At 72.6% G+C, this 6,685-nt stretch carries 7 protein-coding genes and 1 tRNA gene; 5 read left to right on the top strand and 3 right to left on the bottom strand.

All coding sequences use genetic code 11. The features are described from left to right. The first annotated feature begins 297 nt into the window (after positions 1-297). Positions 298-1,002 carry a thiamine phosphate synthase gene (thiE, locus tag AC2W7A_RS07700; protein WP_485990842.1) on the top strand — a complete coding sequence of 235 codons (705 nt, stop codon included), beginning with the start codon at positions 298-300 and terminating at the stop codon, positions 1,000-1,002. A 103-nt stretch (positions 1,003-1,105) separates the two neighbouring features. Further along, a tRNA-Arg gene (locus AC2W7A_RS07695) sits at positions 1,106-1,178 on the top strand. Between the two features lie 146 nt (positions 1,179-1,324). Here AC2W7A_RS07695 and AC2W7A_RS07690 read toward each other — a convergent pair. Both AC2W7A_RS07690 and thiD read right to left on the bottom strand, forming a co-directional pair. After that, the gene (locus AC2W7A_RS07690) at positions 1,325-1,681 is read right to left on the bottom strand and encodes a bifunctional hydroxymethylpyrimidine kinase/phosphomethylpyrimidine kinase (protein WP_485990841.1); all 357 of its coding nucleotides are present in this window, start codon (positions 1,679-1,681) and stop codon (positions 1,325-1,327) included. Continuing rightward, positions 1,678-2,205 carry a bifunctional hydroxymethylpyrimidine kinase/phosphomethylpyrimidine kinase gene (thiD, locus tag AC2W7A_RS07685; RefSeq protein WP_485990839.1) on the bottom strand — a complete coding sequence of 176 codons (528 nt, stop codon included), beginning with the start codon at positions 2,203-2,205 and terminating at the stop codon, positions 1,678-1,680. Before thiD ends, AC2W7A_RS07690 begins: the two co-directional genes overlap by 4 nt. Positions 2,206-2,396: 191 nt before the next feature. Between thiD and thiC the strand changes: the two genes are divergently transcribed. Next, on the top strand, positions 2,397-4,148 hold the full coding sequence (thiC, locus tag AC2W7A_RS07680) for a phosphomethylpyrimidine synthase ThiC (RefSeq protein WP_485990838.1): 1,752 nt from the start codon (positions 2,397-2,399) through the stop codon (positions 4,146-4,148). 113 nt (positions 4,149-4,261) lie between these two features. Here thiC and AC2W7A_RS07675 read toward each other — a convergent pair whose 3' ends face one another. After that, positions 4,262-5,686 carry a YjiH family protein gene (locus tag AC2W7A_RS07675; RefSeq protein ID WP_485990837.1) on the bottom strand — a complete coding sequence of 475 codons (1,425 nt, stop codon included), beginning with the start codon at positions 5,684-5,686 and terminating at the stop codon, positions 4,262-4,264. Positions 5,687-5,760: 74 nt separating this feature from the next. Here AC2W7A_RS07675 and AC2W7A_RS07670 point away from each other — a divergent pair, with 74 nt between their 5' ends. Next, positions 5,761-6,078 carry a hypothetical protein gene (locus AC2W7A_RS07670; RefSeq protein WP_485990836.1) on the top strand — a complete coding sequence of 106 codons (318 nt, stop codon included), beginning with the start codon at positions 5,761-5,763 and terminating at the stop codon, positions 6,076-6,078. 43 nt (positions 6,079-6,121) lie between these two features. Then, the coding region (locus AC2W7A_RS07665) for a hypothetical protein (RefSeq protein WP_485990835.1) at positions 6,122-6,685 on the top strand (564 nt) is incomplete at its 3' end.

Below are 6,685 nucleotides of genomic sequence, written 5' to 3'. Positions count from 1 at the left end.
GACGGGTCCGGCGGTGTGGCGGCCAGGACGGCGTCGAGTTCGGGGGCCACGAGGTGGACGGCGTGCCCGGCGGCGCGCAGTCGCGCGGCGGTGGCCAGGCCGATGATCCCGGCACCGGCGACGAGGGTGTGCATCCCCACGGTCTCCTCCTCACGGCGGCATGATCCGCATCGAGTCAGATGGTCGGCCTGCCGCGGGTGACACCCGTGTGGGGCGCTCCCGGCCGTGCGGCCCTCTCAGCCCGGCGGTCTCGGCCCGGGCTCCCATGGAACGGTGCCAGTCTGTCACAGTGAGGGCATGAGCAACACCGCCCCCACCGCCCTGCGCGACCGCCTCGCCGCGGCCCGCCTGTACCTGTGCACGGACCTGACCGGCTTCCTGGATGCCGAGGGTCGGCTCGCGGAGGAGAGGTTCTCCGCGTTCTGCCAGGCGGTGTTCGCCGGCGGGGTGGACATCCTGCAGGTGCGGGACAAGCAGGTGCCCGTGGCGGTGGAGCTGCAGGCGCTGGGCCTGGTGCGCGAGGCGGCGACCGGGCACGGGGCGCTGGTGGCGGCCAACGACCGCGCGGACGTGGCCCTGCTGGCCGGCGTCGACGTCTTCCACGTGGGCCAGACGGACCTGACCACCGCGCAGGCCCGCACGGTGCTCGGCCCGGATGTGGTGCTGGGCCGCTCCTGCCACACGCCGGCGCAGGTGGACGCCGCCCTGTCGGACGAGGGACTGGACTACTACTGCACCGGGCCGATCTGGCAGACCCCCACCAAGCCCGGCCGCGCCGCCGTGGGGCTCGAGCTGCCGCAGTACGCCGCCGCCCGGAGCGCGGAGATCCAGGCTGCGGGCCTGACGGCGCACCCGTTCTTCGCCATCGGCGGGATCGATGTGCCGCGGGTGCCCGAGGTGACGGCCGCCGGGGCCGAGCGGATCGCGGTGGTCCGGGCGATCACCCAGGCCGAGGACCCGGAGGCCGCCGCCAGGGTGCTGCGGGAGGCGGTCCTGCACTGAGCGTGCCGAGGTACGCCGGGCGGGCAGGGCTGGGCTGTGATCGGGCCGCGATGGTGTAGTGTTGTCGAGTCCGCCGCGTCCTGGTGACGCGCGCTGACCCCCCGCCTCCGTAGCTCAGGGGATAGAGCGTTGGTTTCCGGTACCAAAGGCCGCAGGTTCGAATCCTGCCGGGGGCACACACCGACGACGAGCCGGGTCCACGCAGCGATGCGAGGGCCCGGCTCTTCTCGTCTCCTGGTGTCCACGCGGCCGGAGGCACCCGGCTGTCCCACGAACTGGTGAGTACTGACCCTCATCGACCCCGCAAGCGCGGTGATGAGGGTCAGTACTCACCAGTTGCGCGACGGGGTACCGATTCCCCGCGCTCCCGCCAGCCGTGGTCCACGGGACCGTGCCAGCCAGGCAGCTCCGCCCTGCCGACCGCGAGCGCCTCACCGCGGCGCATCGCCTCGGCCAGCCACGGCTTGGCCCACCGCAGCGCCTGCTCCCAGCCGAGCCCGGCGCCGGCGAGCGTGGCCATCGCGGAAGAGAGCGTGCAGCCGGTCCCGTGCGTGGACCGCACGCGCTGCCAGGGCCCCGTCAGGACGACGGCCTCCTCCCCCGCCGCGACCAGCGCGTCCGGCACGCCGTCCGGATGCTCCTCCGGGTCCAGGTGGCCGCCCTTGACCAGCACGGTCACCCGGTGCCGTGCGGCCAGCCGCTCCGCGGCCGCAGCGCGCTGGCGAAGCCCGGGAGCCGCTCGCCTGTGAGGGTCTCCAGCTCCGGCAGGTTCGGCGTCACCAGGTCGGCCGCGTCCAGCAGCCGCTCCCACGCGGCGGCGTCGGCGGCGGTGAGGCTGTCCCCGCTGCTGGCGACCATCACCGGATCCAGCACGGCAGGCGCCGCGCACTGCTCCAACCAGACAGCGACCACCTCCATCACCGCAGGTGAGCCGAGCATGCCGACCTTCACCGCGTCCACGGCGATGTCCTCGCCGACCGAGTCCAGCTGGTCCTGCACCGCCTCCGGCGGCAACGGGTGCACCGCCTGCACGCCCTGCGTGTTCTGCGCCGTCACGGCCGCCACCGCGGTCATGCCGTAGCCGCCCCAGGCGGCGATCGTCTTCAGGTCCGCTGGGATCCCGGCGCCGCCGCCGCTGTCCGATGTGGCGATGCTCAGCACCCGCGGCACGGTCGATGCGGGAACGTCCGTCTTCTCCGTCATGTGAGTGTCTCCCTCCGTCTGTGCCACGCACCCTAGCCGCTCGGACGAGACGTGCGCCACGGTCTGTGCTACCGTCCAGGGCACCCCACGGGAGTCCCACGGCACGGGACTGAGATCGGGCTGACGCCGCCTGACAACCGTCTGAACCTGTCCGGATCACGCCGGCGAAGGAAGAAGGAGAGTGATGGCGCATGTCCGCGTCCGAGAACTACCGCACCCACCGTCTCGCCCACCTCGAGGACGCCGAGCACGGCATCCGCGTCCCCGTCACCGAGATCACGCAGGACGACTCCCCGGACGGCACGCCCAACGAGCCGCTGCGCGTCTACCGGACCATGGGCCCGGGCTGCGACCCGGAGCAGGGCCTGCCGCCGCAGCGCGAGGAGTGGATCCGAGCCCGCGGAGACGTCGAAGAGTACGCCGGCCGGGAGCGGAACCTGCTGGACGACGGCCGCTCGGCTGTCCGCCGCGGCGCCTCCACCCAGGAGTGGCAGGGCGCCCGCCGCGCCCCGCTGCGGGCCAAGGACGGGGCCCGCGTCACCCAGATGCACTATGCCCGCCGCGGCGAGGTCACCCCGGAGATGCGCTTCGTGGCGCTGCGCGAGGGCGTGGACGTGGAGCTGGTCCGCTCCGAGGTGGCCGCCGGCCGGGCCATCATCCCGGCGAACGTGAACCACCCCGAGTCGGAGCCGATGATCATCGGCCGAGCGTTCGCCGTGAAGGTCAACGCGAACATCGGCAACTCGGCGGTGACGTCGTCGATCGCCGAGGAGGTCTCGAAGCTGCAGTGGGCCACCCGCTGGGGCGCGGACACCGTGATGGACCTCTCCACGGGCGACGACATCCACACCACCCGCGAGTGGATCCTGCGCAACTCCCCGGTGCCGATCGGCACCGTGCCGATCTACCAGGCGCTGGAGAAGGTCGGCGGGGACCACCAGGCCCTGACCTGGGAGGTCTTCCGGGACACCGTGATCGAGCAGTGCGAGCAGGGCGTGGACTACATGACCGTGCACGCCGGCGTGCTGCTGCGCCACGTGCCGCTGTCCGCGGACCGCGTGACCGGCATCGTCTCCCGCGGCGGCTCCATCATGGCCGGCTGGTGCCTGGGCCACCACGAGGAGAACTTCCTCTACACGCACTTCGACGAGCTCTGCGAGATCTTCGCCCGCTATGACGTCGCCTTCTCCCTCGGGGACGGCCTGCGTCCGGGCTCCATCGCGGACGCCAACGACGCCGCCCAGTTCGCCGAGCTGGACACCCTCGCCGAGCTGACCCGCCGCGCCTGGGAGTACGACGTCCAGGTGATGGTGGAGGGCCCCGGCCACATCCCGCTGCACCTGGTGCGGGAGAACGTGGAGCGCCAGCAGGAACTGTGCCACGGCGCCCCGTTCTACACGCTCGGCCCCCTCGTCACGGATGTGGCCCCGGCCTACGACCACATCACCTCAGCCATCGGCGCCACGGAGATCGCCCGCTACGGCACCGCCATGCTCTGCTATGTGACCCCGAAGGAGCACCTGGGCCTGCCGAACCGGGACGACGTGAAGACCGGCGTGATCACCTACAAGATCGCCGCCCACGCCGCGGACGTGGCCAAGGGCCACCCCGGCGCCCGGGACCGGGACGACGCCCTGTCCAAGGCCCGCTTCGAGTTCCGCTGGCGGGACCAGTTCGGGCTCTCCCTGGACCCCCAGCTGGCCGAGGAGTACCACGACGAGACCCTGCCCGCCGAGCCGGCGAAGACCGCCCACTTCTGCTCCATGTGCGGGCCGAAGTTCTGCTCCATGCGGATCAGCCAGGACATCCGCTCCGAGTTCGGCGGGGCGGCGGACCAGGCGCGCATCGCCGAGGAGGGCATGGCCGCCAAGGCCGCGGAGTTCCGGGCCGCCGGCGGCAGCGTGTACCTGCCCGAGCCCACCCTGCGCAGCCCGGGCGTCTGACCGGCACCGCGCCCCCCGGTCCCTGACCTGCGACGACGGGACGGTCGCCTTCCCTGCGGAAGGCGACCGTCCGTCGTCGGGCGTCTGGAGAGCCGTGCCGTCAGGCCGCGTGCTCAGTACAGCAGGTGCGCCATGCCCACGATCACCGGCAGGCAGATCACGGTGCGCAGCAGGAAGATGCTGACCAGGTGGTGGAAGCGCACCGGGATGGCGGAGCCCAGGAGCAGGCCGCCGACCTCGGACATGTAGATCAGCTGGGACACGGACAGGGCGCCGATGACGAAACGGGTCATCTCCGCGGTGACGTCCGAGACGATGATCGAGGGCAGCAGCATGTCCGCGAAGCCGATGAACAGGGCCTGGGAGGCGGCCTCGGCCTCCGGGACGCCCATGAGCTCGAGCACCGGGATGAACGGGGCGCCGAGCCAGGTGAACAGCGGGGTGTGCTCGGCGACCAGCACGGCGGCGGTGCCGATGGCCATGATGACCGGCAGGATGCCCAGCCACATCTCCAGCACGTTCGAGGTGCCGATGCGGGCGACCTCGCGCACGCCCACCTCGTCCGCGCGGCGGCGGGCGGCGTGCCAGGCGCGGGTCAGCAGCGGGCGGGGGTCGGAGGCCGCGGTGTCGTCCTCGTTCTCGACCTCCGGGGCGCCCGGGGCGCGGTTGTCCGGGAACAGGGACAGCGGCGGGATGCGCGGCATGATCACGGCGGCGACGAGGCCGGCCACCACGATGGTCAGGTAGAACGGCCCGAACATGTGCTGCAGGGACAGCTGGCCGACGATCACGATGGTGAAGGTCACCGAGACCACGTTGAAGGTGGTGCCCAGCACGGCGGCCTCGCGGCCGGTGAAGTGACCGGACTGGTACTGCTGGCCGGTCATCAGCACCCCGATGGAGCCGTCCCCGAGCCAGGCCGCCAGGGAGGACACGGAGGCGCGGCCCGGGACCTTGAACAGCGGACGCATGACCTTGCGCATCAGCGCGCCCGCGAACTCGAGCAGGCCGAAGTCCAGCAGCAGCGGCAGCAGCAGGCCGGCGATGAGGAACACGGTGACCATCAGGGTCACCAGGTCCATGATCAGCCCGCCGGTGTCCTCGCCGACCAGCGCGGCCGGGCCGACCTGCAGCGCGGTCATGACGCCGACGATGAGGCCCACCATGCGGATGAGCGTCCACACCGGGCCGACGTCGAAGAGGGACGCCGTCAACGGCTGAGCGGTGAGATCCGGCTTGGCCAGCTTCACCACCAGCACCCCGAGCACCGAGACGGCCATGACGGCCACCGCGATCCACGGCAGCGCCGGGGCGAGGGCATCCTGGAGGGCTCCGGCGATCAGGGCGATCGGGATGGAGACCCCGTCCTCACCGGCCGGCAGCGGCACCACGAACAGGGCCAGGCCGATCAGAGACGGGACGAGGAACCACGCCGCGGAGCGGCGGTGGGCACCGGCCGCGGGCGGGCCGCGGTGCGGGTCTCGGTCATGGGGGCGGTCCTTCGCTCGGTCGGCGGGGCCGGGTCCCCGCGCAGGCACCCGGCCCACGGTAGCCATCTGTGAGTTGTCCCACAAATCATCGGATGGAACGGACCTGCCGCCCAGTGGAAGGCGTGTGGCCGTCGTCGGCCGGGTTCGCGCGCCTGCACAGGTACGGCCGGAGGAGAAGGACTACGGTCGCGCAGTTCACCACGGCCCTGTCCTGCCTCTTCGGTGCGACGACGCGACTGTCCCTGTTCGGTGGGCTCCGCCGCGTGCCGCGGTGGCTGCTGGCCACCGTCACCGCGGCGGTGTCCGCGGTGCTGTCCCTGCTCGGCTTCTCCGACCTCATCGGCTGGGTCTACCCGGCACTGGGCTACGCGGGCATGGTGATCATCGTGCTGATCGTGGCCCGCTGGACGGTGCGCCGCCGGGACGCCACCGCTGCCTGACCGACCCCTGACGGGACCGGCGGACCGCAGTAGTCTGACGCCCATGAGCACCGCAACGCCCCGCCCCGCGAACGTCGACGCCCTGGTGAAGGCCACCTCCGTCTCCTGGGAGGACTGGACCTCCCGCCTGGACGCCGCCGGCGGCCGGGACCTGGCGCACCCCAAGCTCGCGCGGCTGGCTTTGGCCGAGATCGAAGACCAGGGCGGCTGCTCCAACCCCGAATGGTGGGCGCAGACGGCGGCGTTGGCCTACGGGCAGCACATCGGCCGCCGCCTGCCGGGCCAGAGGGAGGACGGCACCTTCGACGCCAACGCGTCCCGGACCGTGCCCGGCACCATGGACGATGCGCTGAAGCGGGTGTGCGAGGTCTTCGACGCCGCCCTCGCCCCGCCCGAGGACGCCGAGGGCCACGACGACGGCCGCCCCCTCGTCCTGTCCGGTGCCCCTCGGACCTCGGCCACGGACACGTGGCGCTACTGGCGCGCCGACCTCGCCGACGGCACCAGTGTGGCCGTGACGATCAACGACAAGAAGGCGGCCGCGGGGCGCCGCCCCGAAGGCGACCGTCGCCGTGGGGCCACCGGGGGCTGCCCCTCCCCGGACGCC

This window comes from Micrococcus sp. LASM2_SD2 (genome assembly GCF_057364565.1).
This window is presented reverse-complemented; position numbering and strand designations above follow the sequence as displayed.